This is a genomic window from Streptomyces sp. NPDC057002 (assembly GCF_042673825.1).
Classification (GTDB): domain Bacteria; phylum Actinomycetota; class Actinomycetes; order Streptomycetales; family Streptomycetaceae; genus Streptomyces.
In genome coordinates this window covers 240,353-265,046 of sequence record NZ_JBHURZ010000005.1, presented here as the reverse complement: position 1 = coordinate 265,046, position 24,694 = coordinate 240,353, and the positions used below count along the sequence as shown (strand labels likewise).

20 protein-coding genes are annotated in these 24,694 nt (G+C 71.4%); 10 read left to right on the top strand and 10 right to left on the bottom strand.

Going from position 1 to position 24,694, the window contains the following annotated elements:
* Positions 1–136: 136 nt before the first annotated feature.
* From ACFT32_RS25380 to ACFT32_RS25365, 4 genes are all read left to right on the top strand, one after another.
* The gene (locus ACFT32_RS25380; protein ID WP_382493379.1) at positions 137–748 is read left to right on the top strand and encodes a LysE family translocator; all 612 of its coding nucleotides are present in this window, start codon (positions 137–139) and stop codon (positions 746–748) included.
* 100 nt (positions 749–848) lie between these two features.
* Positions 849–1,853 (top strand): aldo/keto reductase, encoded by a 1,005-nt coding sequence (locus tag ACFT32_RS25375; protein ID WP_382493376.1) that lies wholly within the window; start codon positions 849–851, stop codon positions 1,851–1,853.
* Between the two features lie 25 nt (positions 1,854–1,878).
* A complete protein-coding gene (locus ACFT32_RS25370; RefSeq protein WP_382493373.1) occupies positions 1,879–2,466 on the top strand; it encodes a TetR family transcriptional regulator in 588 nt (195 codons plus the stop codon).
* A gap of 91 nt (positions 2,467–2,557) precedes the next feature.
* On the top strand, positions 2,558–3,424 hold the full coding sequence (locus ACFT32_RS25365) for a GNAT family N-acetyltransferase (protein ID WP_382493370.1): 867 nt from the start codon (positions 2,558–2,560) through the stop codon (positions 3,422–3,424).
* Positions 3,425–3,442: 18 nt separating this feature from the next.
* Here ACFT32_RS25365 and ACFT32_RS25360 read toward each other — a convergent pair whose 3' ends face one another.
* Positions 3,443–3,649: a hypothetical protein gene (locus ACFT32_RS25360; protein WP_382493367.1), complete on the bottom strand. Its 207-nt coding sequence runs from the start codon at positions 3,647–3,649 to the stop codon at positions 3,443–3,445.
* 116 nt (positions 3,650–3,765) lie between these two features.
* Positions 3,766–5,199 (bottom strand): MFS transporter, encoded by a 1,434-nt coding sequence (locus ACFT32_RS25355; RefSeq protein WP_382493365.1) that lies wholly within the window; start codon positions 5,197–5,199, stop codon positions 3,766–3,768.
* Positions 5,200–5,301: 102 nt separating this feature from the next.
* On the opposite strand from ACFT32_RS25355, the gene ACFT32_RS25350 reads away from it, so the two are divergent.
* Positions 5,302–6,192 (top strand): helix-turn-helix domain-containing protein, encoded by an 891-nt coding sequence (locus ACFT32_RS25350; protein WP_382493362.1) that lies wholly within the window; start codon positions 5,302–5,304, stop codon positions 6,190–6,192.
* Positions 6,193–6,204: 12 nt separating this feature from the next.
* Here ACFT32_RS25350 and ACFT32_RS25345 read toward each other — a convergent pair whose 3' ends face one another.
* The 3 genes from ACFT32_RS25345 to ACFT32_RS25335 all read right to left on the bottom strand — a co-directional run bounded on the left by ACFT32_RS25345 (position 6,205) and on the right by ACFT32_RS25335 (position 10,031).
* A complete protein-coding gene (locus tag ACFT32_RS25345; protein WP_382493360.1) occupies positions 6,205–7,983 on the bottom strand; it encodes a caspase domain-containing protein in 1,779 nt (592 codons plus the stop codon).
* Positions 7,980–8,372, bottom strand: coding sequence for a hypothetical protein (locus ACFT32_RS25340; protein WP_382493357.1), 393 nt, complete (start codon positions 8,370–8,372; stop codon positions 7,980–7,982). The genes ACFT32_RS25345 and ACFT32_RS25340 overlap by 4 nt, the downstream gene beginning before the upstream one ends.
* Positions 8,373–8,576: 204 nt before the next feature.
* Positions 8,577–10,031 carry an MFS transporter gene (locus ACFT32_RS25335; protein WP_382493355.1) on the bottom strand — a complete coding sequence of 485 codons (1,455 nt, stop codon included), beginning with the start codon at positions 10,029–10,031 and terminating at the stop codon, positions 8,577–8,579.
* A 78-nt stretch (positions 10,032–10,109) separates the two neighbouring features.
* Here ACFT32_RS25335 and dusB point away from each other — a divergent pair, with 78 nt between their 5' ends.
* Positions 10,110–11,240 carry a tRNA dihydrouridine synthase DusB gene (gene dusB / locus ACFT32_RS25330; protein ID WP_382493353.1) on the top strand — a complete coding sequence of 377 codons (1,131 nt, stop codon included), beginning with the start codon at positions 10,110–10,112 and terminating at the stop codon, positions 11,238–11,240.
* Here the strand turns inward: dusB and ACFT32_RS25325 are convergent, their stop codons facing one another.
* The 3 genes from ACFT32_RS25325 to ACFT32_RS25315 all read right to left on the bottom strand — a co-directional run bounded on the left by ACFT32_RS25325 (position 11,241) and on the right by ACFT32_RS25315 (position 16,537).
* A complete protein-coding gene (locus ACFT32_RS25325; protein ID WP_382493350.1) occupies positions 11,241–13,037 on the bottom strand; it encodes a sulfatase-like hydrolase/transferase in 1,797 nt (598 codons plus the stop codon). It lies immediately after the preceding gene.
* Between the two features lie 153 nt (positions 13,038–13,190).
* Complete coding sequence (locus ACFT32_RS25320) at positions 13,191–15,128, bottom strand: glycogen debranching N-terminal domain-containing protein (protein WP_382493348.1); 1,938 nt, start codon at positions 15,126–15,128, stop codon at positions 13,191–13,193.
* Complete coding sequence (locus ACFT32_RS25315; RefSeq protein ID WP_382493345.1) at positions 15,125–16,537, bottom strand: hypothetical protein; 1,413 nt, start codon at positions 16,535–16,537, stop codon at positions 15,125–15,127. The genes ACFT32_RS25320 and ACFT32_RS25315 overlap by 4 nt, the downstream gene beginning before the upstream one ends.
* A 121-nt stretch (positions 16,538–16,658) precedes the next feature.
* Between ACFT32_RS25315 and ACFT32_RS25310 the strand changes: the two genes are divergently transcribed.
* From ACFT32_RS25310 to ACFT32_RS25295, 4 genes are all read left to right on the top strand, one after another.
* Entirely contained in the window at positions 16,659–17,897 is a 1,239-nt protein-coding gene (locus tag ACFT32_RS25310) for an ROK family protein (protein WP_382493344.1), read from the top strand.
* 405 nt (positions 17,898–18,302) lie between these two features.
* The gene (ppdK, locus tag ACFT32_RS25305; RefSeq protein WP_382493341.1) at positions 18,303–21,050 is read left to right on the top strand and encodes a pyruvate, phosphate dikinase; all 2,748 of its coding nucleotides are present in this window, start codon (positions 18,303–18,305) and stop codon (positions 21,048–21,050) included.
* 170 nt (positions 21,051–21,220) lie between these two features.
* Positions 21,221–21,520, top strand: coding sequence for a hypothetical protein (locus tag ACFT32_RS25300; protein ID WP_382493338.1), 300 nt, complete (start codon positions 21,221–21,223; stop codon positions 21,518–21,520).
* 97 nt (positions 21,521–21,617) lie between these two features.
* Positions 21,618–22,985, top strand: a complete 1,368-nt coding sequence (locus ACFT32_RS25295) for an erythromycin esterase family protein (RefSeq protein ID WP_382493336.1) — start codon at positions 21,618–21,620, stop codon at positions 22,983–22,985.
* Here the strand turns inward: ACFT32_RS25295 and ACFT32_RS25290 are convergent.
* Both ACFT32_RS25290 and ACFT32_RS25285 read right to left on the bottom strand, forming a co-directional pair.
* Positions 22,957–24,147, bottom strand: a complete 1,191-nt coding sequence (locus ACFT32_RS25290) for a serine hydrolase domain-containing protein (protein WP_382493333.1) — start codon at positions 24,145–24,147, stop codon at positions 22,957–22,959. The genes ACFT32_RS25295 and ACFT32_RS25290 overlap by 29 nt on opposite strands.
* Positions 24,144–24,662, bottom strand: a complete 519-nt coding sequence (locus ACFT32_RS25285; RefSeq protein ID WP_382493331.1) for an NUDIX hydrolase — start codon at positions 24,660–24,662, stop codon at positions 24,144–24,146. The genes ACFT32_RS25290 and ACFT32_RS25285 overlap by 4 nt, the downstream gene beginning before the upstream one ends.
* Positions 24,663–24,694: the final 32 nt, after the last annotated feature.

The following is a 24,694-nucleotide window of genomic DNA, read 5'->3' as shown; positions in this document are numbered from 1 at the left end:
TCCCTCTTCGCGTGCACGACGGTGCCGGGTTCCTCTTCGGAGGGGCCCGGCACTTTCGCGTTCACGGGAGTGGTCCTCCAGCGGGGCGGTCGATTGGACCTGTTTCCCGGGGTGGCACCTCGCGAGCATGGCCCTCATGAGTATCGCGTTCCTGCTGACCACTCTGGTCGTCGTGGCCACGCCCGGCACCGGCGTCGTCTACACCCTCGCCGCCGCGCTCTCCCGTGGGCGGCGGGCCGGTGTTGTCGCCGCGTTCGGGTGCGCGCTCGGGATCGTGCCGCATGTGCTGGCCACGGTGACCGGGCTGGCGGCGCTGCTGAATGCCAGTGCCGCTGCCTTCCAGGTCCTCAAGTACGCCGGTGTCGCCTACCTCCTCTACATGGCGTGGGCGACCGTGCGGGACAAGGACGCGATCGCCGTCGAGGAGGGCACCACCCCGGACTCGGCGCGGCACGTGATCGTCCGGGCCGTGCTGATCAACATCCTCAATCCGAAGCTGACGATCTTCTTCTTCGCGTTCCTGCCGCAGTTCGTGAGCCCGCACGAGCCGCGCGCGCTGACGCGGATGCTGGCGCTGAGCGGGGTGTTCATGCTGGCGACGTTCCTGGTCTTCGCGGCGTACGGCGTCCTGGCCGCGTCCGTGCGCAGCCACGTCACCTCCCGGCCGAGGGTGATGGCGTGGCTGCGGCGGGGGTTCGCGGGGTCGTTCGTGGCGCTGGGGGCGAAGCTGGCGTTCACGGCGCGGTAGCCGGTAGCCGGTAGCCGGTAGCCGCTAGACAGCGAGACGGGTGACAAGTATCGAATGACAGATATTGAAATCTGTCAGCTGTCATGGCATGGTGGTTGGCATGACGATGCGAACCCGCCCCCTCGGAACCACCGGCCCCCAGGTCTCGGCCCTCGGTCTCGGCTGCATGGGCATGTCCGCGCTGTACGGCGCGGCGGACCGGGCCGAATCCATCGCGACCCTCCACGCGGCGCTCGAAGCGGGCGTCACCCTGCTCGACACCGGCGACTTCTACGGCATGGGTCACAACGAGTTGCTGATCGGCGAGGCCCTCCGCGCGGCCCCCGCGGCCCGGCGTGAACAGGCGCTGGTCAGCGTGAAGTTCGGCGCCCTGCGCGGCCCGGACGGCAGCTGGCTGGGCTATGACGGCCGGCCCGCCGCCGTGAAGAACTTCGCCGCGTACTCCCTCCAGCGGCTCGGCGTCGACCACATCGACGTCTACCGCATCGCCCGCCTCGACCCGGACGTGCCGATCGAGGAGACCGTCGGCGCGATCGCGGAACTCGTCGAGAAGGGATACGTGCGGCACATCGGCCTGAGCGAGGTCGGCGCCGAGACCATCCGCCGGGCCGCCGCCACCGCGCCGATCTCCGACCTCCAGATCGAGTACTCCCTCATATCGCGCGGCATCGAGGACGAGATCCTGCCGACCACGCGTGAGCTGGGCATCGGGATCACGGCGTACGGGGTGCTCTCCCGGGGCCTGATATCGGGCCACTTCACCGCGGACCGGCAGCTCGGCGCGGGAGACTTCCGGGCGATGTCGCCGCGCTTCCAGGGCGAGAACCTCCGGCACAACCTGGACCTGGTCGAGGCGCTGCGGAAGATCGCCGAGCAGAAGGGCGCCAGTGTCGCGCAGACGGCCATCGCCTGGGTGCTCGCCCGCGGTGAGGACATCGTGCCCCTGGTCGGCGCCCGCCGCCGCGACCGGCTCACGGAGGCGCTGGGCGCGCTGGACCTGACGCTGGACGCGGCCGACCTGGCCGCGATCGAGGAGGCCGTGCCGGCCGGTGCCGCCGCCGGCGACCGCTACCCAGCGGCCCAGATGGCGCACCTCGAGAGCTGAACCGGGCTCCGGGTACGGTCAGGGCATGGCACCGACCAGCGAGACCCTGACCGCCGAGCGCATCCTCGAGGCCACCGAGGAGGTGCTGCGGCGCCACGGTCCGGCCAAGGCCACCGTCGTGGACGTCGCCCGGGCGCTCGGTGTCAGCCACGGCAGCGTCTACCGCCACTTCCGCACCAAGGCGGCGCTGCGCGAGGCGGTCACCAAGCGCTGGCTGGACCGCACGTCCGGGGAGCTGTCCGGCATCGTCGCCGGCGGCAGCGTCCCGGAGGCCCGGCTGCGGGAGTGGCTCGCCGCACTGTTCGCCGCGAAGCGCCGCAAGGCGGGCGAGGACCCGGAGCTGTTCGCCACATACATGGTCCTCACCGACGAGGCCGGTACCGCGGTCGGCGAGCACATCACCGACCTCACCGCCCAACTGGCCCGCATCATCCGGTCCGGCGTGGAGACCGGCAGCTTCACCGCCACCGACCCGGAGGCCTCGGCCCGCGCGGTCTTCCAGGCGACGGGGCGGTTCCACGACCCCTGCTATGCGCGGGAGTGGGAGCAGCCCGGTGTGGAGGGGGAGTTCGAGGTGGTGGTGGAGCTGGTGGTGCGGGGGCTGCGGCCCTGAGGGGATCGCCGTACCGGGTGCGCGCCGGCCGGAAGGGGCACAGGATGGGAAGGGAGGGGTGGGTCGCCGCGCGGGGTGCGCCGAGAAGGGGATGGCGATCGTGGATCTCATACTGCGCCCGGGAACTTCGGCCGATGCCGCAGAGTGCGGAAGGATCTGTTACGAGGCCTTCGCCGGCATCGCCGAGGAGCACGCTTTTCCTCCCGACGTCCCGAGCCCCGAGGTGGGTGTCGCGCTGATCGAGGGAGCCTTGACGCACCCGGGCTTCTACAGTGTCGTCGCCGAACTCGACGGGCGGATCGTGGGCAGCAACTTCCTCGACGAACGCTCGACCGTCGTCGGGGTCGGGCCCGTCACCGTCGACCCCGCCGGGCAGAACGCGGGCGTGGGCCGCCGCCTGATGCGGGACGTGATGGAGCGGGCCGATGAGCGCGGGGCGCCGGGCATCCGGCTGCTCCAGAGCGGCTACCACAACAGATCGTTCTCGCTCTATGTGAGCCTGGGCTTCGCCCACCGGGCCACGATGGCGTGTGTGCAGGGCCCGCCGATCCGGCGTGCGCTGCCGGGGTACACGGTGCGGGAGGCCACGGACGCGGACCTCGGCGCCTGCAACGACGTGTGCCGGCAGGTCCACGGCGTCGACCGTGGTGGTGAGGTCGCCGACGCGCTCAAACAAGGCACCGCCCGAGTCGTCGAGCGTGGGGGACACGTCACCGCGTACGCCACCGACCTGGCCTTCTTCGCGCACGCGGTGGGCGAGACCACGCCGGACCTCCAGGCGCTGATCGCCTCGGCCGAGCAGTTCGGAGGCCCGGGCATCCTGGTACCGGCGGGCGACAGCGTGCTGCTCAGGTGGTGCCTGTCCAACGGCCTCAAGGTCGTGCAGCTGATGAGTCTGATGACCATCGGCCTGTACAACGAGCCCGACGGGGCGTACCTGCCCTCGATCCTCTACTAGGGCCACACGACCGGCCGTTCACGCCGCCGTCGGGTCCACCGTCGCCTGATGGGCCTCCGCCAGATGTTCCTCCGCCTTCAGCCAGGGCAGGAACTGCGCTCCTCTGCGCCAGCCGCAGGTGTCGCATCTGATCGTGCGCTGCATGCCCGTGCGCTGTACCCGCACCACGTGTTCGCGGCCGTGCTGGTCCCAGCGGCTCACCTTGCTGGTGTCGATCTGCGTCATGACGCCTCCCGCGTCCAGGAATCCGGCCCGTCCGGTCCGCTCGCAGTAAGGAGTCTGCGGCAAGACCAACATCAACAGGGTTTCCCCGGATGCGAGTTATCAGGCCGTGAGCTGCCTCAGACGACCTCGCGCGGCAGCCGGAGGCTCAGCAGGCCGGTCAGCACCACCCCGGCGAGCTGCACCAGCAGCGTCGTGACCAGGGCGTCCCGCATGCCCATCCCCGGGACCAGGGACAAGAACAGCGTGCCCAGGGTGGCCACACCGAGGGCCAGTGCCGACTGCTGAGTGGTGATCATCACGCCGCTGCCGACACCGGCGCGGGCGGGCGGCACCTCGGAGAGGACGACCCGGAAGATGACGGGCAGTTGCAGTGCCTGGCCCGCGCCGGCGACCGCCGCGCCCGGGAGCAGTTCGACGAAACCCAGGTGCGGCCAGAAGCGCCAGGCGGCCAGCGCCATCAGCGCCAGGCCCACGCCCTGGAGGACGGCACCGGCCGTCACCACACGTGTCCCGTACCGGGCGACCAGCCGGGGGCCCAGCAGGGAGAACACGAAGAACACCACCGCCAGAGGCAGGAGCGCCAGGCCCGCGTCGACCGGATCGAGTCCGGCGCCCTCCTGGAGGGCCACCGCGATCACGAACATGAAGCCGCTGAAGCCTATGGAGAAGGGCAGCACCAGCAGCAGTCCGCGGCGCAGAGAGGTGAGCGCGAACAGGCTCGGCGGGACCAGCGGCGTACGGCCCTCGCGGTCGGCCCTGCGCTCCACCGCGTAGAACGCAGCCGCCACGAACGGGAACGCGGCCAGCGACAGCCACGTCCACAACGGCCAGCCCGCCGCCCGCCCTTCGGTGAGCGGGACGAGCAGGGTGAGCAGCGAGGCCGCGAGGAGGAACGTGCCGGGGACGTCGACCGGCTCCGGCCGCGGCGAGCGGGTCTCCGGCACCACCCGGACGGCCAGCGCCAGACCGGCCAGGACGACCGGCACATTGACGAGGAACACCGAGCGCCAGCCGGTGCCGGCGATATCGGCCGCGACGAGGACCCCGCCCAGGATCTGTCCGGCGACCATGGACAGCCCGGCGGTCGCGCCGTACAGGCCCATGGCCTTGGCGCGCCGGGGGCCGGTCGTGGTGGCCTGGATGGTGGCCAGTACCTGCGGCAGCATCGCGGCGGCCGACGCGCCCTGCGCGACCCGGGCCGCGACCAGCGACCAGGCGTCCGGCGCCAGTCCGCACGCCAGCGAGGTCAGCCCGAAGGCCGCCATACCGCCGAGGAACAGCCGCCGCCTGCCGAACAGGTCACCGAGGCGGCCCCCGAGGACCAGCAGGACGGCGTACGACACCCCGTACCCGGCGACGACGAGTTCGAGGACCGCCTCGCTCGCGGCGAGGTCGGTGCCGATGGTGGGCAGGGCGACGTTGACGATGAAGAAGTCGACGAGGGGCAGGGCCGCGGCCAGCAGCACCGCGAACAGTCCGAGCCCGCTGAGCACGGGGGTCGGGGAGGCGGGTGCGCGGACGGGGCGTGAGGTGAGGGATTCCGTGGTCACGGTGATGAGCCTGCTGCCTCACTCAGGCTGGTACCAGAGTGTTCTTATCCTGGTAGCCATACCACCTGGAAACAGGGTCCGGGCGGCGGCAGGCTGGAGGGTATGACGACCATGGCCGAGGAGACGGCGGTACGCGCGCCCGGGTCGCCCCGCGACGGGGATGTCCGGCGGCACGAGCTGGCGGCGTTCCTGCGCAGCCGCCGGGAGCGGATCGCGCCCGAGCAGGTCGGCCTGCCCCGGGGCCGCCGACGCCGTACGCCGGGTCTGCGCCGTGAGGAGGTCGCCCAGCTCTCGGCCGTGGGGGTCACCTGGTACACGTGGCTGGAGCAGGCCCGGGACATCCAGGTCTCCGTCCAGGTCCTCGACGCGCTCGCCCGCGCGCTGCTGCTCGACCCCGGCGAACGCGCCCACCTCTTCCGGCTGGCCGGCGCGGCCGACCCGACGCCCGCGACCACTTGCCCCTCGGTCACGCCGGCGATGCGGGCGCTGCTGGAGCAGGTCGAGCCGTTCCCGGCGTGCCTGCAGAACAGCCGGTACGACATCCTCGCCTACAACCGCACGTACGGGCTGCTGCTGTGCGACCTGGACACGGTGCCGCCCGAGAACCGCAACTGCATGGTCCTGTCCTACACGCACGCCGAGTGGCAGTCGTCGATCGTGCACCTGGAGGAGACCCAGCGCCTGATGGCGGCCCGCTTCCGCGCGGCGATGGCCGGCCATCTCACCGAGCCCGCCTGGAAGATGCTGCTCAAGCGCCTGCGCACGGAGTCCCCCGAGTTCCGCACGGCCTGGGACCGCCACGAGGTCGTGTCCCACCGCACCAAGCGCAAGGAGTTCCTCAACCGCCACGTCGGCCGCGTCACCGTCGACCACACGGACCTGTGGCTGACGCCGGGGGCGGGGCCACGGATCGTGACGTACGTACCGGCGGACGAGGAGTCCCGGGAGCGGTTGGAGAGGCTGCGGGCGATCGCCTCGGTACGGCACGGCTAGCAGCGTCTCTCCTCACCAATGCTGGCTGCCCACCAGGTAGGTGATGCCCGCGAGGACGGCCAGGATGAGTACCGGGATCGCCAGGCCCTTCGCGACTGCGGTCAGGGTGTGCGTACCGCTCGCCGCCTTGCTCGTGTAGAGCTTTCGCCGTGCTCCCAGTTCGTGCCGGGCGAACGCGCCGACGACCAGCGCCAACGCACCGGTGATCAGGCACACGGTGAGCGGTGTGAGCGCTCCGTGCGCGCGGATGTAGTCCTCGACGTTGCCGGTCACCCCTGCGTCGCCCCGCTCCGTGATGGCCGTTACCGCCGCCTGGAGGGCCAGCACGAACGTGATGACCGCCGTGACGGCGAGGGCGAGGGCGAGGGCGGCACCGGCAAGGGCGGGAGCGGGCCGGGGCGGGGCAGTCGGGGGCGGCTTCTCGGGAGGGGGCGGGATGCGCGTGGGCCCGACGACCACCGGGTCCCGCTTGTTGTCCGATTCGTGCGTCTGCTCCTTGGAGCCGTTCGGAGGCTCGCCTCCGCGCTCGCGTACCGGCTCCACCACCGCCTCGACGTGGATCACTGCCTCGTCGGCCACACCCTTCAGCACGATGTCGCCGGACAGACGCCCCTCGGCCGTCGTGTCGACGTGGACATCCAGACCCCGCTGGGTCGGATCGACCCGCAGCCACGTCTGTTTGGACTGGGCCACGCAGTGACGGGCCAGCGGTGGGCCGTGCAGGGTCACGGACTGTCTGCGAGGGGGCGAACCCCTTGGTGCCCGGCCGAAGTCCAGGTGCTTCGGGGACGGTTCCAGGCGGATCTTGCTCAAGGCCTCGGCCGCCAGTTGGGCGATCGGCTGGATGTCGTTCCGGGCGACCTCCTCCAAGTGCTGACGCGCCCCTTCCGCCATGGGCAGCTCCCTGCGCTGCAGTCGTTTGCCCAACTCCGTCACGGCGCCCTGCCGGGTGAGGAAATCGTCGCTGTTCATGGCCGCTTGCAGGGAGGGCGGCGAGGGAACGGCGACGATCTTGATGCGGCCCCGCCGACTCTGTGCCAGATGCAGCTCCCCGCGCAGCTCCGCCGCCTTCTTCGGCCTCTGATGGGGGTTCTGCTCCTGCACGTGCCTGTAGACGTACTCGTACAGGTCGTCCAGGGAGACCTTCCCGTCCGCGTCGAGGTCGGCCTCGCCGGTCTCCAGGCCCTCGACGACCGCGTGCGTGAACAGCGAGGGCCGCGGGCCGGAGTTCTCCGCGAGTTCGCTGCCCTCGAAGGCGTACTCCATGGAGTCGGACGCGGTGATCACGGCCCACCCCCGCCCAGTGGCGGGCTCGCCCTTCGCGAACGACTCGAGGACGTTGACCTCTCCGGAAGCGCGCACAGAGGTCGAGCCCCGGGAGAAGGCGCCTCCATAGCAGCAGTCGAGGAACAGGACGGTGCGGCCCGCCCGGGTGCCGTACATGCAACCGCGGACGAACTGCGAGGGGACGGCCGTTGCGGCCAGCAGCGGGGGCTCGGTGTCACTCGCGGCCAAGTACAGCTCGCCGGACTCGCTCTTGATGCCGTGGCAGGAGAAGTGCAGCAGGAGCGTGTCGGCGCGGCCGCGCTCGTTGAAGAAGTGCTGGATGCGCCTGCGCATGAGGTCGGCCGACGCGTTGTGCACGACCTCCACCTCGAAGTCGCCGATCTGCGGGTCGTGCAGCACCCTCTCCAGGGCGGCGGCGTCCTGGGCGGGGGCCTTGAGCTTCTTGAGCCCTTGGTCGGTGTACCGGTCGTTGGCGATGATCAGCGCGTGTCTGGATTCCGTCATGGCTCGGCTCCAGCCGGGGAATGGCGCTCGACGAAGATCCTGAGCGCCTCCGCGACCTGTTCGTCGGTCGCCTCGGACACCTCCAGGACGTCGTCGCCCATCTGCAGACGCATGGAGGGGTGGGTGTCATGGCGCCGGCCCAGCCACGACCGGACCACGGCCACCACCTGGCTCAGGGCGGTCGCCGAACTGCCCAGGGTCACCAGCAGGGCACCGATCTGAGTGACGTCAACGGCCCGCGCTCCGGGCGGGACCTCCCCGCCGGGGAGTGTCGTGACGTCGTCCACGTCGAGCTCGAGCAGTTCCTCGCGCAGGTATGCGGTCAGCTCCGCGACATGTTCGGCTTCCGCGTCCTCTTCGGCGAGGAGGATGTGCAGTGTGTTGTCCACCGGCTCAGCCCCTTTGTTCGTACTGGTCGGGGCGGCGCAGAGTCGGACGATCGGTGGGCTCTACGTCTTTACTTACAGTTTCTGCTGCTCAGAGCGGGGTGGCAAGTCGCGGACGGTGGAATGAGATTCACGGTTCAACCGTAAGGTTTTTCACCTAACCGCCGTGGATACGCCCCGTGTTGTCGAACAGGCAACTAACCATGGCTACGTGGGACGGTCCGCGGTCACCATCACATCCCGCACCTCAGCCGCCTCCAGCCGCTCCGCGGCCCGCTCGGCGGTCCCCCGGGCCCACCGTCCACTCGTCACCGCCCCTAGCGCCAGCACGGCGAAGCCGCACACCGCGAGGATCCACCACCCCGGCCGGGCCGCCGACACGAACGTCTCCCGGTACGACGACGAGCCCACGCCGGAGGCGAGCACCGCCCCCACCACCGCGACGCCGAGCGTCTGCCCGAGCTGTCGGCTCGTCGAGGCCACCGCCGCGGCGACACCCGCCTGGGCACGCGGCATCCCGGACACCGCGGTGTTGGTGATCGGCGCGTTGACGAAACCGAAGCCGATGCCGAAGAGGACGTATCCGGCGAAGAGTGTGACGTCGGAGGTCTCGGCCTCGAACGCGGCGAACAGCACACCGCTCGCGGTCATCGCGAAGCCGGCGATCACAAGGGGGAGGCGTGGGCCGCGGGTGCCGACCAGGCGGCCGGAGAGCGGGGCGCACAGGAACGTCGGGGCCGCCATCGGCAGCATCCACAGGCCCGCCTCCAGGGCGGTCAGACCGCGGACGTTCTGGAGGTACAGCGTGGACAGGAAGAGGAACCCGCCGAGCGCGGCGAACGCGCTGACCGCGATGACCGTGGCCCCGCTGAACGGCGCCGAGCGGAAGAACCGCAGATCGATCAAGGGTTCCGCGCGGCGCGGCTCGTACCAGAGCAGGCCGAGGAGGGCGGCCAGGGCGACCACCGCCAGCGGGGCGATCGAGGCGAACGGCGTGGTCGGCGCCTCGATGATCGCGTATGTCAGGGAGCCGAAGAGTGCGATCACCAGGAGCTGGCCGACCGGGTCGGGGCGGCGGGCCTTGCCGGCGCGGGACTCGGGGACGAAGCGCAGGGTGAGGAGGAGGGCGGCCAGGCCCACCGGCAGGTTGATCCAGAAGATGGAGCGCCAGCCGACCGACTCGACGAGGAGGCCGCCGACCAGCGGACCGGCGGCCATCGATATGCCGACGACCGCGCCCCACACGCCGATCGCACGGGCCCGCTCGCGCGGGTCGGTGAACGTGTTGGTGATGATCGACATGGCGACCGGGTTCAGCATCGAGCCGCCCACCGCCTGCACCATCCGGAAGGCGACCAGCGCCTCCAGATTCGGCGCGAGGGAGCACAGCACCGAGCCGATGGTGAAGACGATCAGGCCCGCCATGAAGACGCGTTTGCGGCCGATCCGGTCGGCCGTGGAGCCCGCGAGCATCAGCAGCGAGGCCAGGACCAGGGTGTAGGCGTCGATCGTCCACTGCAGACCTGAGGTGCTGGCGTGCAGGTCCTGCTGCATGGACGGCAGGGCCACGTTCAGGACCGTGTTGTCGAGGCTCACGATCAGCAGGCTCATACAGCAGATCGCGAGCACCAGCATGCGGCGGCGGGGGCTGAGCTCGGGCATGCGTGCCATCGTACGCCGATTTCAATAGTGTGGCTAACTAATGAATTTTACCGTCTCATTGCACGGCACAATGGATGCATGTCCACGCCCCTCCAGATCGGTCCGCACACCGTCCAGCCCCCTGTCGTCCTGGCCCCCATGGCCGGGATCACCAACGCGCCCTTCCGTACCCTGTGCAGGGAGTTCAGCGGGGGCAAGGGCCTGTTCGTCAGCGAGATGATCACCACCCGGGCGCTGGTCGAACGCAACGAGAAGACCATGCAGCTCATCCACTTCGACGAGACGGAGCGGCCCCGGTCGATCCAGCTCTACGGCGTGGACCCGGCGACCGTCGGCAAGGCCGTCCGCATGATCGCGGAAGAGGACCTCGCCGACCACATCGACCTCAACTTCGGCTGCCCGGTGCCGAAAGTCACAAGGAAGGGCGGCGGCTCCGCGCTGCCCTACAAGCGGAACCTGCTGCGGGCCATCCTGCGCGAGGCCGTCAGCGGCGCCGGCGATCTGCCCGTGACGATGAAGATGCGCAAGGGCATCGACGACGACCACATCACCTTCCTGGACGCCGGCCGGATCGCCGTCGAGGAGGGCGTCACCGCCATCGCGCTGCACGGCCGCACCGCCGCCCAGCACTACGGCGGCACCGCCGACTGGGACGCGATCGCCCGGCTGAAGGAGCACGTGCCGGAGATCCCGGTGCTCGGCAACGGCGACATCTGGTCGGCCGAGGACGCCCTGCGCATGGTGCGGGAGACCGGGTGCGACGGTGTGGTCGTGGGGCGCGGGTGCCTGGGGCGGCCGTGGCTGTTCGCCGACCTGGTCGCGGCCTTCGAGGGGCGGACAGACTTCAGGACACCCCGGCTGCGCGAGGTCGCCGACGTCATGGTCCGGCACGCGACCCTGCTCGGTGAGTGGATCGGGGACGAGGCGCGCGGGGTCATCGACTTCCGCAAGCACGTCGCCTGGTATCTGAAGGGCTTCGCGGTCGGCTCCGAGATGCGCAAGCGCCTCGCGATCACCTCCTCGCTCGAAGAGCTGCGGTCCGGTCTGGACGAGCTGGATCTCGACCAGCCCTGGCCCGCCGGCGCCGACGGACCCCGGGGCCGTACGTCCGGCAACAACCGGGTGGTGCTGCCGGACGGCTGGCTGAAGGACCCCTACGACTGTGCCGGGGTCGGCGAGGACGCCGAGCTCGACACCTCCGGCGGCTGATCAGCCTCCCGAGCGGTGCGGCGTGGAGCCGTACGCCTTGAGGAAGCGGTCGCGGAAAGCGCTCATCTTCCACACCGGGGCGTCGGGGTCGGGCTTGAGGCCCTCCGTCCAGTTCCAGTCCGCGACCTTGTCGAGGACCTTCGGGTCCTTCGCGACGATGGAGACCGGCACGTCGCGGCTGGCGCGGATGCCGCTGACTCGGGCCATGGGCTGGTGGTCGCCCAGGAAGACCAGGACGGTGTCGTCGGTGCCGTAGCGCTCCAGCCACTGGGTGAGGCTGGTGACCGAGTACTGGATGGACTTGCCGTACTCCTGCCGGGACTCGGTGGTGTCGGTGAGGACGTCCGACGCCTTCTTGCCGGCCTTCTGGACGGCGTCGAAGCGTGAGCCGTCGCCGAGTTCGTCCCAGTCGACCATCTTGGGCAGGGGCGCCCAGGGCTGGTGACTGGAGGTCAGGATGACGAACGACATCAGCGGCTTGTCGCGCTTCTTGCCGTGCACCTGGCGCTGGAACGCCTCCAGCGCGTACTGGTCGGGCATGGTCGACCAGCTGAACTTCGGGCCCTTGTATCCCAGGTCGTAGGCGTCGTAGAGCTTGTCGAGGCCGTACCACTTCTCCTCCGGCCAGCCCTTCTGCACGCCGGGCATCACGCCCACCGTGTCCCAGGCGCCGCTCTTGCGGAAGGCCTTGGTGAGGGTGAGGTGGTCGCCCGCGGTGACCGTGCGGTAGCGGCGCTGGTTGTCGATCCACAGGCCGGACATGGTCGTGGAGTGGCCGAGCCAGCTGCTGCCGCCGAAGGTCGCCGAGGTCAGCCAGCCGCTGCGGGCGGCGAAGCCGGCCTTCGTCAGCGCCTTGGTGCTGGTGTCGAGCGTCCGGTCGACACCGGGAGCCATGATCGGGTCCTCGACGGCGCTGCGGCCGTAGCTCTCGATGAACGTGAAGATGACGTCCTTGCCGCGCAGATCGGGCAGCAGCTGGTCGGGCGGGGTGTTGCCGAAGGTGTCCGCCTGGGCCTGCTTGGCGAAGGCGGCCTCGTCGCGCAGGGACTCCACCGTCCGCTGGGCGTGGACCCTGAGCGCGCCTGCACCCCGCTCGGAGGCGATCGGCCCGCCGAAGAGCGTCAGGCCCATCGCCGAGCAGGTGACCCAGACGACACCGGCGATCAGCGCGCCCCGGGCCGCCCGGGGCCGGTGGCGGACGAGCAGGTCGCTGAGCCGGACCGTCGCCGCGACCATGACGGCAGCGAGGAGCAGGACGAGCACGACCGCGCCGATGGCGGCTGCGGTCGCGACGCCCCCGCCCAGCGTGTCCCCGACGTACGCCTGGGCGTCGGGCAGCAGGTCCCAGTCCAGCGCGGCGTTGAAGCCCCGGCCCAGATACTCGTTGAACCCCATGTCGAGCAGGTTCACGGCGGTCAGCGCGGTCAGGCCCAGCCCGTACAGCGTCGCCGCGGCCAGCCGGGGCCGACGCGGCAGCCACAGCATCACGACGGCCCCGACGACCGCCTCGGCCGGTATGCGCGTGAAGCTCTTCGGCCCCACGGCGGGGAGGGTGTTGGGCAGTAGCAGGGCGCCGAGGATCAGGGCGGCGGCGAGGGCGCTGGTCGTCCAGCGGAGGGTGCGGGCGGCGCGGGGGTGACGGGTGCGCCAGGTGCGGAGGCGGGTGAGGCGGGATCTGAGAGCGGGACTCTCCGCCTCCTCGGTGACGACCCCCTCCTTCTCCGCACGCTCCGTCTCGGACTCGGCCCCCGGGGCACCCGGCGGCGATGACTGGCGGAGGCGTGTGAAGACAGGCACCCGGAGGTCCTTCCCGTACGAAACCCGGCGAGGTGGCGGACCCGCGTGGGGGTACGGGTCCGCCTCAGTTCCGTACGGGGCGTCCACCAGGTGTGTTCAGCCCGCCGGGCCAGCGCTCGGCAAACACCCGGCAAACGCCCGGCCAACCGCCCCTCAGACGCCCCCGACCGCCGTGAGCAGCGCCAACGGGGCCGAGGCCGAGCGGGATTCGCGTACGCACGCGTGCGGGTACGGCACCGGCTCCGGGTGGGTGTCGCGGCCGTAGCCCGCGAGGACCTCCGGGAGCCGGTTGCCGGTCGCGGTCGCCGCGTCGACCAGGCCGCGGGCGACCGCGCGGGCCTCGTCGTGCAGTCCGTAGCGGGCCAGGCCCAGCGCGATCAGCGCGTTGTCGTGCGGCCAGACCGAACCGCGGTGGTAGGACAGCGGATGGAAGGCCGGCTGGCCCGCGGCCAGGGTGCGCACGCCCCAGCCGGAGAAGAAGTCCGGTTCGAGGAGACGCCGGCCGACCTGTTCGCCGTACTCCTTGTCCAGCAGGCCCGACCACAGCAGATGCCCGGCGTCGGAGGCGAGGGCGTCGACCTGGTCGCCCCGGCCGTCGAGCGCGAGCGCGGGGAAGGAGTGCTCGTCCATCCAGAAGTCTCGCTGGAAGCGGTCGCGCAGGTCACCGGCCGCCTGTTCCAGCAGGTCCGCGTATGTCCCGTCCTGCCACACCGTGCGCGCGAGCCACGCCGTGCGGCGCAGCGCGTCGTAGGCGTAGCCCTGGGCGCCCGCAGCCGTCACCGGCCCGTGGGGGCGGGTCCCCTCGGCGGAGCAGATGGCGCCGGGGGAGTCCTTCCAGTTCTGGTTGGCGAGGCCGCCCTGGTCGGCGCGGTAGACGAGGTAGCCGCGTGCGGTCAGGCCGCCGTGGTCGAGCATCCAGCCGACGGCCGCGCGGGCGTGGGACTGGAGGCGGTGGGCCAGGGCGGTGTCGCCGGTCTGCTCCGTGTAGGCGCCGAGGAGGACGAGGAACAGCGGCGTGGCGTCGACCGAACCGTAGTAGCGGCCGTAGGGGACCTGGCCGAAGTGCGCCAGTTCGCCGTGCCGCACCTCGTGGACGATCTTTCCGGGCTGGGCGACCTCGCTCGTGCCGGCGTCCGTGGCCTGGGTCGCGGCGAGCGCGGGCAGGGTGGCGGCGGCCAGCCGGGGCCGGTAGGGCAGCGCGAACAGTGAGGTGAGCAGGGCGTCCCGGCCCAGCAGGGTCAGGAACCAGGGGGCGCCGGCGGCCGGGACGCGCAGTTCCTCGCCGTCCGGGCCCCTCGCCGGGACCTGGAGCGCGGCGAGGTCGGCGAGACCCCGGGAGCAGGCGGCGGCCAGCTCGGGCCAGCCGACCGGGAAGGCCAGGCCCTCCACGAACTCGCCCTCCCGGGCGAGCAGTCGCTCCCGCACGGCGGCGGGGGAGCGGGGGACGCGCAGGGCCCGCTTCTCGCCGTGCGGGCGGGCCATGACCCGCAGGATCAGCTCGGCGGTGCCGTGCGGTGCGAGCTCCAGGGTCCACACCAGGCGGCGGGCGCCGGTGCCGGTCTCCTCCACGGCGTCCGGCTGGGGCTCGGCCGTCACCGTCGTGCACGAGCGCCACTCGCCGCGCCGGTAGGTGAACTCCACACCGTGGCCGAGGACCTGGCGGGAGCGGACGGCGCCGGCCTTCGTGTAGGTGCGGTGGTCGAGGCGCAGCTCGAACTGGTCGGTGAAGTCGGCGTCGGCGGTGACCGCGAGGCGGACCGTCGTCGGCTCCGGGCGGTTGCTGGTGATGCGCAGCGACTCCACGAACGAGGCGTCGCCGACGGCCTGTTCACGGAAGAGCGTGCAGGCGGGCGGCTCGTCGCGGCCGCCGCGCGGCACGAGGACGCAGCGCGCGGTGTCCCCGTCGGCCACCGGCGTCAGCGTGTCGGGCACGGCCCCGTCCACGGTGAGCTGCCACCGGCTGAGATGCCGTGCGTCCCGTACGAACATTCCGTCCGGGGCGCTGCCGCCCCGGTAGCCGCTGATGTCGCCGCGGTCCCCCACGGCGGCGAACGTCCCGCCGTGCACGAGCAGATGATGCCGGTCCGTCATCCCTGGTCCCCTCCCTTGATCGCCGTGACGCCGTTTCTGTCCCCTGCGGGCCGGTCGTGCAGCAGGTCGAGCGTGAGCGCGGCGGTCCAGCCGAAGCCGGTGGCGCCGCAGGCCTGTGCCGTGTACGGGTCGACGTACTCCGCGAAATCGGAGGCGCCGGCGGTGTGCAGGATGCCCTTGCGCAGGGCGTCGGCCCGGCCGCGCTCACCGTGCAGCCGCAGGCCGCCCTCCAGCAGCCAGTTGGTGTTGAACCAGGCCGGGCCGCGCCAGTAGCGGTGCGGGTCGAAGGCATCGCCGAGCAGGTCGTAGCTGGGCACCAGGCGGGTGGTGCCGCCGAGGCCGAAGTGCGGGCCGCACATCGTGCGGACCAGGGTGACGGCGAGGTCGCGGGGCAGCGACGGCAGCAGCAGCGGGATCAGCCCGGAGACACCGCGCTCGGGGATCAGCTCCCCGGCGCGCAGGTCCCGGCACAGGAACATCCCCGCGGCGGGCTCCCACAGCCGCTCCACCAGGGCCGCCGTCAGCCGCTCGGCGCGGGCATGCCGGGCCGAGCCCGCCGCGCCCAGCTCGTGGGCGATCCGGGCCAGGGCGTACTCGGAGGCGATGAGCAGCGCGTTGAACGCCGGGTCCTCCACGGCGAAGTCCCCTGTCCCGTCGGCGTACCCGCGGTCCCGGTAGTCGCTCGCCAGCCGTACGTAACGCCCGTAGTCCAGGTCCGTCGGCCGGTCCTCGGGGGAGCCGTGGTCGAGGTCTGCGCGGCGGAAGGAGCGGGCCGGGGCCGGGGTGACCCGGGAGAGCGGACGGTCCCAGCAGGGGCTGTTGTCCATGCCCTGCTCCCAGGGGTGCACCACGGACACCAGTCCGCCCCCGCCCAGGTCGCGCCGGTGCAGCAGATACCGGTGCCAGGCGGCGAGGCGGGGATACACCCGGGTGAGGAAGCCGCGTGCCCGCGACAGACCAGGGTCGGCGAGGTGCACCAGCCACGCGGCCAGCGCGTGGACCGGTGGTTGCACGATTCCGGAGGTCTGTACGGTGCGCGGGGCACCCGCGGTGCGTCCCGCGGTCGAGGAGCGCCAGAAGTCGGGGCTCGGGAAGTACGCGTCGAGGGGGACGGAGGGGTTGAAGACGATGTGCGGGATCCGCCCGTCCGCCCACTGGGCCGCCAGCAGCGTGTCCAGTTCCGTCTGGGCGCGTAACGGCGAGACGTGCCGCAGGCCGATCGCGATGAACGCCGAGTCCCACGACCACTGGTGGGGATACAGGCTGCGCGAGGGCACGGTGGACGTCCCCGTCCAGCCGGCCTCCAGCACGGCGGCGGCCCTGATGTGCAGGGGTGAGGCGGTGCTGGACGGATCGTATGCAACGGTGCGTCCCGTAGGACGTAGGGCGCGTTGGGCGGTGCGGTCCACTCGGGGCTCTCCGAAAAGACGTCCGGCCGGCCGGTTCGGCTGCGGCTACCGTGGGGTTACGTCTATTTAACACGCAAAACCCACTATGTAAGGCAAGGTTGGGAAACACAAGGGGGTGTGCATGACCGGACAGCCCGGGAGGACGGGGCAGAGAACGGGACGAGGCGCGGGCCAGGCGAGCGCCGGCGAACTGCTCGAACTGGTGCGCAGTCGCCGTGCGGTGACCCGGGGCGCGCTCCAGCAGGCGACCGGACTGTCCCGGGCCACCGTCGGGCAGCGGCTCGACCGGCTGTTCCGCGCGGGATGGCTGCGCGAGGGCGCCGGGGGACCGGTGGACTCCCCGCTGGGCGGACGCCCCTCCATCACCCTGGAATTCGACGACGAGCACGCGGTGGTCCTGGCCGCCGACCTCGACACCCGGCACGCGCGGGCGGCCGTGCTGTCGCTGAACGGCGAGATCCTCGCCGAGCACTCCGGCACCCTGGTCGTCGAGGACGGGCCGGACATCGTGCTCGGCGAACTCGGCCGCTGGTTCGCCGAGCTGCTGGAGAAGGCGGGCCGCCCGGCCGAGTCGGTGTGCGGGGTCGGGCTCGCGGTGCCCGGCCCGGTCGACACCGAGACCGGCCGCGTCGTGCAGCCGCCGATCATGCCCGGCTGGGACGGCTACGGCATAAGGGGGCGGCTATCCCGGGCGCTCACCGAGCACACCGGCGCCGCCGCCGTGCCCGTGCTGGTGGACAACGACGCCAACCTCATGGCGTACGGCGAACAGCGCACCGGCTACCCCGACTGCTCGGCCTTCGTGCTGGTCAAGGTCTCCACCGGCATCGGCGCCGGGGTCGTGGTGGACGGCTCGGTGTTCCGGGGCATCGACGGGGGCGCCGGGGACATCGGGCACATCCGGGTGCCGGAGGGCGCCCAGGCGCTGTGCCGGTGCGGTTCGTACGGCTGTCTGGCCGCCGTCGCGAGCGGTGGGGCCGTGGCGCGGCGGCTGGCGGAGGCCGGGGTGTCGGCGGCCTCCGGCTCGGATGTGCGGGATCTGCTGGCGTCCGGGCACCCCGAGGCGGTCGGTCTCGCCCGGGAGGCCGGGCGCCGGGTCGGGGACGTGCTGGCGACCGTCGTGACCCTGCTGAACCCCGGCGTGCTGATGATCGCCGGGGATCTGGCCGGAACTCCCTTCCTGACAGGTGTGCGCGAACTGCTCTACCAGCGGGCGCTGCCCCGCTCCACGGCCCACCTGGATGTGGTGACCTCACGGCTGGGCGAGCGTGCGGGGCTGGTGGGAGCGGGTGCGATGGTCGTCGAGCATCTGTACGCCCCCGAGCGGGTCGAGGAGCGGCTGCGGGCGCTCGGGGTGTGACAGGGACATTTCGCCCCCGCTCCACGTCCGCATGGTGAAATCCGGCGGGCTGTGGCAGCGTGATTCTCGCCACCTCTGATAAGGGTTGCGCTCAGATGAGCGGATCATGAGCGGCTGCACTTCTCCAAGGGGTGGCACTGAGTGCCACGCTTTGATCGTTCATCGATCGAACTCAAGCGTGGCGAACGCCGCTCAGATGAGCATTCAGTGGGCTCAATGGAGGTTCGTGCGTTCAAGAAGTGAACACATGCGGCTGTGATTGCTTGCCAAGCCTTGACTTTCGATCCGCTGGCGGACGAGTGGTTACAGGCGCATGACGCGCGCATGGACGTACCCAGACGCCTTCGATCTGGGTATGTTCCTCGCCGTCAGGGCAGCCACCGCGTCCTCGAGGAGTCGAGACCCGTGTCGGAAAACAAAGATCTCCCGGTAGCCGAGCAGGCCGCGAGCGTTGAGGGCGTGAAGTTCGTTTACGACTTCACCGAGGGCAACAAGGACCTCAAGGACCTCCTCGGTGGCAAGGGCGCGAACCTCGCCGAGATGACCAACCTGGGCCTTCCGGTCCCGCCCGGCTTCACGATCACCACCGAGGCCTGCAAGGTCTACCTCGACAGCGGCGAGGAGCCGGCGGCACTGCGTGACGAGGTGAGTGCGCACCTCGACGCCCTCGAGGCCCGCATGGGCAAGAAGCTCGGCCAGGCGGACGACCCGCTGCTGGTGTCGGTGCGCTCGGGTGCCAAGTTCTCCATGCCCGGCATGATGGACACCGTCCTCAACATCGGCCTCTCCGACAAGTCGGTGCAGGGCCTCGCCAAGCAGGCCGGCGACGACCGCTTCGCCTGGGACTCCTACCGCCGCCTCATCCAGATGTTCGGCAAGACCGTCCTCGGCGTCGACGGGGAGCTCTTCGAGGACGCGCTGGAGGCGGCGAAGGCGGCCAAGAAGGTCACGGTCGACACCGAGCTGGAGGCGGCCGACCTCAAGAAGCTCGTCACCAAGTTCAAGAAGATCGTCAAGGCCGAGGCCGGCCGGGACTTCCCGCAGAGCCCGCGCGAGCAGATGGACCTCGCCATCCACGCGGTCTTCGACTCCTGGAACACCGACCGGGCCAAGCTCTACCGCCGCCAGGAGCGCATCCCGCACGACCTGGGCACGGCCGTCAACGTCTGCTCCATGGTCTTCGGCAACCTCGGCCCCGACTCCGGCACCGGCGTCGCCTTCACCCGCGACCCCGCCTCCGGCCACCAGGGCGTCTACGGCGACTACCTGCAGAACGCGCAGGGCGAGGACGTGGTCGCGGGCATCCGCAACACCGTGCCGCTCGCCGATCTGGAGCAGATCGACAAGAAGTCGTACGACCAGCTGATGCAGATCATGGAGACGCTGGAGAACCACTACAAGGATCTCTGCGACATCGAGTTCACCATCGAGCGCGGTGTGCTGTGGATGCTCCAGACCCGGGTCGGCAAGCGCACCGCGGGCGCGGCCTTCCGCATCGCGACCCAGCTGGTGGACCAGGGCCTGATCGACGAGGCCGAGGCGCTCACCCGCGTCAACGGCGCCCAGCTCGCGCAGCTGATGTTCCCGCGCTTCGACGAGAGCGCGAAGGTCGAGCAGGTCGGCCGGGGCATCGCGGCCTCGCCGGGCGCGGCGGTCGGCAAGGCGGTCTTCGACTCGTACACGGCCGTGAAGTGGTCGCGGTCGGGCGAGAAGGTCATCCTGATCCGCCGTGAGACCAACCCCGACGACCTGGACGGCATGATCGCCGCCGAGGGCATCCTGACCTCGCGCGGCGGCAAGACCTCCCACGCGGCCGTCGTCGCGCGCGGCATGGGCAAGACCTGTGTCTGCGGCGCCGAGGAGCTGGAGGTCGACACCAAGCGCCGCCGGATGACCGTCCCGGGCGGGCACGTCGTCGAGGAGGGCGACGTCGTCTCCATCGACGGCTCCTCGGGCAAGGTCTACCTCGGTGAGGTACCGGTCGTGCCCTCGCCCGTCGTGGAGTACTTCGAGGGCCGGATGCACCCGGGTGCCGACGACGCCGACGAGCTCGTCGAGGCCGTCCACCGGATGATGGCCTTCGCCGACCGCAAGCGCCGGCTGCGCGTGCGCGCCAACGCGGACAACGCCGAGGACGCGCTGCGGGCCCGCCGCTTCGGCGCCCAGGGCATCGGCCTGTGCCGCACCGAGCACATGTTCCTCGGCGACCGGCGCGAGCTGGTGGAGCGGCTGATCCTGGCCGACACCCAGAACGAGCGCGAAGAGTCCCTCAAGGAGCTGCTCCCGCTCCAGAAGCAGGACTTCGTCCAGCTCTTCGAGTCGATGGACGGCCTCCCGGTCACCGTCCGCCTCCTGGACCCGCCGCTGCACGAGTTCCTCCCGGACATCACCGAGCTGTCCGTCCGGGTGGCCCTCGCCGAGTCCCGCCAGGAGCCGCACGAGAACGAACTGCGCCTCCTCCAGGCGGTCCACCGCCTGCACGAGCAGAACCCGATGCTGGGTCTGCGCGGAGTCCGTCTCGGCCTGGTCATCCCCGGTCTGTTCACCATGCAGGTCCGGGCGATCGCCGAGGCCGCGGCCGAGCGCAAGGCGGCCAAGGGCGACCCGCGCGCCGAGATCATGATCCCGCTCGTCGGCACGGTGCAGGAGCTGGAGATCGTGCGCGAGGAGGCCGACAAGGTCATCGCCGAGGTGGAGGCGGCCTCGGGCGCGCAGCTCAAGCTGTCCATCGGCACGATGATCGAGCTGCCGCGCGCCGCCCTGACCGCCGGTCAGATCGCCGAGGCCGCCCAGTTCTTCTCCTTCGGCACGAACGACCTGACCCAGACGGTGTGGGGCTTCAGCCGGGACGACGTGGAGGCCTCGTTCTTCACGGCGTACCTGGAGAAGGGCATCTTCGGTGTCTCCCCGTTCGAGACGATCGACAGGGACGGCGTGGGCTCCCTGGTGAAGCTCGCCGCCGAGGCCGGCCGCGAGACCCGCCCCGACCTCAAGCTCGGCGTCTGCGGCGAGCACGGCGGCGACCCGGAGTCGGTCCACTTCTTCCACGAGGTCGGACTCGACTACGTCTCCTGCTCCCCGTTCCGCATCCCGGTGGCCCGTCTGGAGGCCGGCCGGGCGGCGGTCCGGTCCCAGGGCAGCGACCACCGCTAGACCCGCGGCCCGCCTCAGGGCCACCCAGAACCCGGAGCCGTCGTCGGTCCCCGACCCTCACCGATCGCGGCGGCTCCGGACCACGGAAGAGAGCGGGGGCGGCACCTTGTGCGGGGTGCCGTCCCCGCCGTTGGCGCTTCCCTCGTCCAGCCGTTGCGGGACACTCAGGCATGGACAAGAAGCCAGCCCCGGGCACTCTCAGTACGGGCCGACGTTCGCACCTGGACGAGGCACTGGAGATCTTCGAAGCCGATCTGAACCCGACTGACCCCGTGCACCGCCGGGCGGGACAGCTCGCGAATCTCGCCGTGCAGGTATTCGGTGAGTACGCGGACCTTCTTGCCGAGGCTGACAGGCATCTGCCGCCGGCCGAGCGCACGCGCGTCGTGTCCGCGCACAAGGAGCGTGCCCTTGAGGGGCTGTCCCGGCTTGCGGAGATCCTGGACATCGAGGTTCAGGCCGACGACTGACGAGACCTCCACGGCGCACGTGCCCCGACTGGCCCGTTCGGGTGAATACCCGGGCCTGCTGCGGCACGGCTGTTCTGCGCAGGGCAGGTATGCGGGTATGCCGCGCCCGCGTCCGTGGACCTTCATCGTTCTGGGGTTGGCCCTCCTCGCCCCGGCCCCTGCCGCCGCCGTTCCCGGCGTAGCGGCAGAACCGGTCGTGCCGGTTCTGGAGCGGGCCGCGAGCCCGCTGCGTACCGCCGAACCCGGCGGGGACTCCGGCGACCTCCGGCCGGTCGGCGGAGCGGTCGGGGGCGCGGTCGTGGTGGGGATGGGCGAGGCGACGCACGGCTCGCACGAGTTCCTCACGGTCAAGGACCGGGTCTTCCGGTACCTGGTGGAGAGCCGGGGCTTTCGCACCTTCGCCCTGGAGACGGCCTGGAGCACCGGAGTGCTCCTCGACGACTACGTCGTGCACGGCAGGGGCGACCCGCGGCGCATCATGCGGGAGGACTTCCAGTACACCTATGCGCTGAACAACACCGCCGAGAACCTGGCACTGGTGGAGTGGATGCGCGCGTACAACCGCGAGCACCCCGAGGACCCGGTCCGGTTCATGGGCGACGACTGGGGCTACACCGGGCCGGAGCTGTACGACCGGGTGACGGCGTATGTGGCCCGGGTCCGGCCTGAACTCGCGCCGCGCCTGGACGAGTTGTACCGAGGGCTGCGGCCGACGGTCCCCTCCGCCGAGTACCAGAAGGCGTATCTGGCCCGGCCCCTTGCCGAACGGCGGGAGATGGCCTCCCGCACCGGACGCGCCCTGAAGCTGCTGAAGTCACTGGCGCCACGCGAGGACTTCGCCGAGGTGCTGCGGCACGCCACGGTCATCGACCAGACGGCGACCGGCTACGGCTTCGACTTCGAGGACCCGGGGCAGGTCGCCGAGGCCATGCGGTGGCGGGACGGCGTCATGGCGGACAACGTCGTCTGGTGGCGCGAGCACACCGGGCACCGGATCCTGCTGGCGGGCCACAACAACCACATCGGCTACGAACCCGAGGACCCGAAGGTCCTGCCCAGGACGCAGGGCGCGTTCCTGCGCGACCGGCTCGGCAGCGGCTATGCGAGCATCGGGCTCACCTTCGGCCGTGGCGCGTTCAAAGCCACCGACCCGGAGGAGACGCGGATGCTCACCCACACGGTCGGCCCCGCCCGGCCCGGCGGCAACGAGCACACGCTGGACCGGGTGCGTCACGGCCGCTACGTCCTGGACCTGCGGACCGTACCGGCCCCGGCCCGCCACTGGCTGGGCACGGCCCGGCCCACGCGCAGTGTCGGCACCGCCTACCCGGAAGAGCGCAACGAGTTCGACATCGCGCTGGGCCGCTGCTTCGACCTCCTGATCCATCTGAAGCGGGTGCGGGCCGCCGACCTGCTGCCCACGGCTCGAGCGCCGGTCATGGCCGGCACAGCAGCCGGTCGATGATCCCCTGGAGGGCCTTCTCGGTGGTGAGGAGGTGAGTGTCGTCGGTGGTCCTGCCGTTGGCCGTGACGACCACGGCCCGGCTGCCGTCGGCGGTGACGCCCGTTCTGACGAAGGTGCCTTCGAGGTCGCCGTGGTGGCCCCAGCGGCTGCCGCCGCACGACAGCGGCTGTCGCATCAGGCCGAGGCCGTAGCGCATCCCGGGCGTGAACCGCTGGTGCTCCGCGTTGCTGGGGACGGTGCCGCGCATCGCGGCGAGCTCCCGGGGCGGCAGCAGTTCGCCGGTGAGCAGGGCCGTGAAGAACCGGTCCAGGTCGCGTGACGTGGAGACCAGCGCACCGGCGGCACCGGCCCATGCCATGTTCCGGACGGTGGTGTCGGTGTAGCCGCCGGACCCGGAGAACCGGTGGTAGGTGTGGGCGTACGGCTCCGGCAAGTACGGGTCGTCTCCCGGGACGCGGGTGCCGCGCAGCCCCAGCCGGCGGACGATCCGGGCCTGCACCTCCTCGGCCCAGGGGCGTCCCGTGGCCTTCTCGATGATGGCGCCCAGGAGGTGGTAGCCGGTGTTTGAGTAGCTCCAGCGGGGCTCGGGGTCGCCGGGGTTGGCAGGGGGGAAGTCCGGGGCGTGCCGCAGGGCGGCGGCGACGAGGTGCTCGGGGTCGATGTGGTCGAGGCGATGGCGCTCGAAGTCGGGGGCCGTCCTGCCGGTCAGCTCGGTGCTGTCGTAGTCGTGCAGGCCGCTGGTGTGCTGGAGCAGGTGTCTGACGGTGATGCGGCGGCCGTCGTTGCCGTGTCCCCTGACGAGGCCGGGCAGCCAGTGCTCCACCGTGTCGTCCAGGGACAGCCGCCGCTCGGCGGCCAGGTGCAGCACGGTCGCGGCCACGAAGGACTTCGTGACGCTGGCGGCCCGGAAGTGCGCGCCGTCCGGCACGGGGCGGCCGGTGCCGAGGGCGGATTCCCCGGCGCCTGCCTCGACGGTGTGCCGTCGGTCCCGGACGTGGATGTGGACGCTGACCGCCCGGGTGGTTTCCAGGGCCCTCGCCGCCTCCTGTTCCAGCCGGTCCGGTGTGAGGGGTGTCGTGGCTGGGGACGAGGGCGTGTTCAGGGCCAGGGACAGCGCGAGGGAGGCCAGGACGGCTGCCGCCAGGCGGAGCGGCGCGGTCACTGGGGCAGGCCTTCCCGCAGGCAGACGACGGTTCCGGTCAGCGCGGCCGTGTGCAGGGCGGTCAGGGACGGCAACAGGTCTGTCAGCGGGGTGGATTCCAGGTCGCCGAGGGCGAACAGGCCGTCGTCGTCGTGCTCGGCGCTGCGCCTGACGGACAGCCCGGCCGGGAGGCGGCCGCCGTGGAAGTAGAAGTCGATGACCGGGCCCGTGCCGTTCACGTCGGCCCGGTGGTCGTAGCCGATGAGCCGGGGATCGTGGTCGACGACGATGCCGGTCTCCTCGTACAGCTCCCGGCGCGCGGCACCGAGAGGGTCCTCTCCGTGGTCGAGCATGCCGCCCGGCAGCCCCCAGAGCCCGGCGGCGGGCTGGCCCCCGGCGTAGCGCAGCAGCAGGATCCGGTCCTCGGCGTCGAGGAGCAGAACGCACGACGCGACGATGGTCTGCGGCAGCGTCTTGACCCACTCGGCGCGCGGCAGCACGGGCTGGGCGTCGGGGGCGGGCACGGTCGTGTCCACGGTGATGTTCCTTCCGTCGGCCGGGCAGCCCG

Bases quoted from the DNA above. Each gene is read 5' to 3' on its own strand.
- ACFT32_RS25380 (WP_382493379.1), top strand. From the start codon at position 137: ATGAGTATCGCGTTCCTGCTGACCACTCTGGTCGTCGTGGCCACGCCC.
- ACFT32_RS25375 (WP_382493376.1), top strand. From the start codon at position 849: ATGACGATGCGAACCCGCCCCCTCGGAACCACCGGCCCCCAGGTCTCG.
- ACFT32_RS25370 (WP_382493373.1), top strand. From the start codon at position 1,879: ATGGCACCGACCAGCGAGACCCTGACCGCCGAGCGCATCCTCGAGGCC.
- ACFT32_RS25365 (WP_382493370.1), top strand. From the start codon at position 2,558: ATGGCGATCGTGGATCTCATACTGCGCCCGGGAACTTCGGCCGATGCC.
- ACFT32_RS25360 (WP_382493367.1), bottom strand. From the start codon at position 3,649: ATGACGCAGATCGACACCAGCAAGGTGAGCCGCTGGGACCAGCACGGC.
- ACFT32_RS25350 (WP_382493362.1), top strand. From the start codon at position 5,302: ATGACGACCATGGCCGAGGAGACGGCGGTACGCGCGCCCGGGTCGCCC.
- ACFT32_RS25345 (WP_382493360.1), bottom strand. From the start codon at position 7,983: ATGACGGAATCCAGACACGCGCTGATCATCGCCAACGACCGGTACACC.
- ACFT32_RS25335 (WP_382493355.1), bottom strand. From the start codon at position 10,031: ATGCCCGAGCTCAGCCCCCGCCGCCGCATGCTGGTGCTCGCGATCTGC.
- dusB (WP_382493353.1), top strand. From the start codon at position 10,110: ATGTCCACGCCCCTCCAGATCGGTCCGCACACCGTCCAGCCCCCTGTC.
- ACFT32_RS25320 (WP_382493348.1), bottom strand. From the start codon at position 15,128: ATGACGGACCGGCATCATCTGCTCGTGCACGGCGGGACGTTCGCCGCC.
- ACFT32_RS25310 (WP_382493344.1), top strand. From the start codon at position 16,659: ATGACCGGACAGCCCGGGAGGACGGGGCAGAGAACGGGACGAGGCGCG.
- ACFT32_RS25300 (WP_382493338.1), top strand. From the start codon at position 21,221: ATGGACAAGAAGCCAGCCCCGGGCACTCTCAGTACGGGCCGACGTTCG.
- ACFT32_RS25295 (WP_382493336.1), top strand. From the start codon at position 21,618: ATGCCGCGCCCGCGTCCGTGGACCTTCATCGTTCTGGGGTTGGCCCTC.